This is a genomic window from Prevotella corporis DSM 18810 = JCM 8529 (assembly GCF_000430525.1).
GTDB lineage: Bacteria > Bacteroidota > Bacteroidia > Bacteroidales > Bacteroidaceae > Prevotella > Prevotella corporis.
Genome location: NZ_AUME01000081.1, coordinates 1 through 2369, shown reverse-complemented (window position 1 = coordinate 2369; position 2369 = coordinate 1). Strand labels below are relative to the sequence as shown.

The following is a 2369-nucleotide window of genomic DNA, read 5'->3' as shown; positions in this document are numbered from 1 at the left end:
CCGAGCCAATCTAAGAGGAGTGGCAGACAAGAAGTTCTTTTTATTCAGAATTGCAAAACTATATGCCTATCCCCATTGATTTTCTACTGAGCCACGACAGAGGCGCAAACGACAATCAAGGCTAACTTTAACAAAGGAGACACAACTGTTTATCAAACAGTTAGTAATATAAAAATGGAATTGCCTATGGGGGCTGGCAACAAAGAGTTTGGCGTAACCACTTCTACTCGTTACGTCGTGTTGGATAAAACCAATACCGGCTACCGGTTGGAGCGAACCATTACAAAAGCAGACTACAAAGGTAACAAAGAAATTGCCAACCAAATGGGCAATTCGATGGAAAAGTATCTGACCAACACACCCGTCATATTGCAAACTGATACAAATGGTACAATTATAAAAATAGAGAACTATGACGACGTTGTTGGTAAAGCCAGCAGTGTTGGCATTGCAGAATTGGAGAAACTTTACTCTGATAATCCCCAGATAGAGGCAGTGATGCCAAAAACTAAGGCCATCATGAGTATCAGTGCACAACTTGAGGAGAAAAACATCATTGACAACATCAATGAAGTGACATTCCTGTCATTCTACGGTAAGAAAATTAATAACGGAGACAAGGAAGACCGCACTCTTCAGCAAGGCATCAAAGCTGTTACCACCTATTCAATAAATAAGCTACAGGGCAATATTAAAGTGACAGGGTTAAGCAAGAGCAATATGACTGAAAATGATGTGAAGCAAATGATGATTGCCAATATGAAAAAGATGGGTATGGGAGAAGAAGTAACCTCGCAAATAGAAACCAATTGGGGACAGATGAAAGCAATGGGAATGACAAATCTTGACTTTGATTCTGTGGATAACTACAATTTCCTGCCGTCAGGGTGGATTAGTGACTCAACAACTGATGGAACTGTCAAGATGATGGGAATGAATATGAAGATAACTGTGAAAACCAATTTAGATAAAAAGAACTGGTAGTTTTAGTCCAATCTATTGCAAATTAGCATCTGTTCTGGAAGACTTAAACTATTTTTCATAACTAAAAGAAAATCAAGCAGATAAATTCCGCATTCCAAAAGGTAATTTATTGGAGCACAAAAGGTCACCTTTTGAATCTCAAAACCTTACCTTTTGGTATGCGGAAGCTGTGCTTTGGAAAATGCTCTGATTTCTCATTCTATTAAAAAGTCTAAATATAGCGGTAGGAAACTTGTAAAATCCAAATTATTTTTGTACCTTTGCGAGCCGTTTCATGTAGGATAGCGGAAAAATACCAATTATTTTAGGAGGAAAAATTAAAGTAAATGAGACAACTTAAGATTTCTAAAAGTATTACCAATCGTTCTAGTGAAGCTCTTGACAAGTATTTAGTAGAGATTGGTCGTGAACCTATGATTACCGTTGATGAGGAGATTGAGCTCGCTCAGGAAATTCACAAGGGTGGCCGAAAAGGCGAACGAGCTAAGGAAAAACTAATCAAGGCAAACCTTCGATTTGTTGTGTCCGTAGCCAAACAATACCAACATCAAGGACTCTCTCTCACCGACCTTATCGACGAAGGAAACATCGGGCTAGTGAAGGCAGCAGAGAAATTTGATGAGACCCGCGGTTTTAAGTTTATCTCTTATGCTGTTTGGTGGATTCGTCAGAGTATTTTGCAAGCAATCGCTGAACAAAGCCGAATAGTCAGACTTCCCTTGAACCAAGTGGGCGCTATTTCAAAAATCAATCAAGTTACAAACGAATTTGTTCAGAAACACAATCGACGCCCATCAATTCATGAGTTAGCAGACCTCACTGGTATTGACGAGGCAAGAATAAGACAAAGTCAGAGCGCCGACAATCATCACATGAGTATTGATGCGCCATTCAGCGACGACGATGACAACTCTATGAGCGATATGCTTGCGTCAGGCGAAGATTCACGCACAGACAAAGGAGTAGATTTCGAATCAATGTCCGACGACCTTAAAGCTGTTCTTCAGAATACGCTTAAAGAGCGTGAACGGAAAATCGTTACCGAATGTTTCGGTATCGGCTGCCAAGAGAAAGGATTGGAAGAGATTGGAACAGAAATGGCACTCACCCGTGAGCGCGTAAGACAAATTCGGGAGAAAGCCATTGAAAAAATCCGGGAAAGTGGCAATGCGCGCGTTCTAATGAAGTACTTAGGATAAGGCGATTTTTGCAAGTATCGGCTTAATAGTGTCGAGCGTGTAAAGACATGTGCCTTCTGTGACAGCTCTAAATGTTAAAAAGAATGGCAATTTTCAGGCTCAGTAGAAAATCAATGGGGATAGGCATATAGTTTTGCAATTCTGAATAAAAAGAACTTCTTGTCTGCCACTCCTCTTAGATTGGCT

General features: G+C 40.2%; 2 protein-coding genes. Both read left to right on the top strand.

All coding sequences use genetic code 11. The features are described 5' to 3' along the window. Positions 1–174: 174 nt before the first annotated feature. Positions 175–984: a hypothetical protein gene (locus tag H515_RS13430; RefSeq protein ID WP_025878184.1), complete on the top strand. Its 810-nt coding sequence runs from the start codon at positions 175–177 to the stop codon at positions 982–984. Between the two features lie 326 nt (positions 985–1310). Then, positions 1311–2183 carry a sigma-70 family RNA polymerase sigma factor gene (locus H515_RS0110320; RefSeq protein WP_025878186.1) on the top strand — a complete coding sequence of 291 codons (873 nt, stop codon included), beginning with the start codon at positions 1311–1313 and terminating at the stop codon, positions 2181–2183. The last annotated feature ends 186 nt before the right edge of the window (positions 2184–2369 follow it).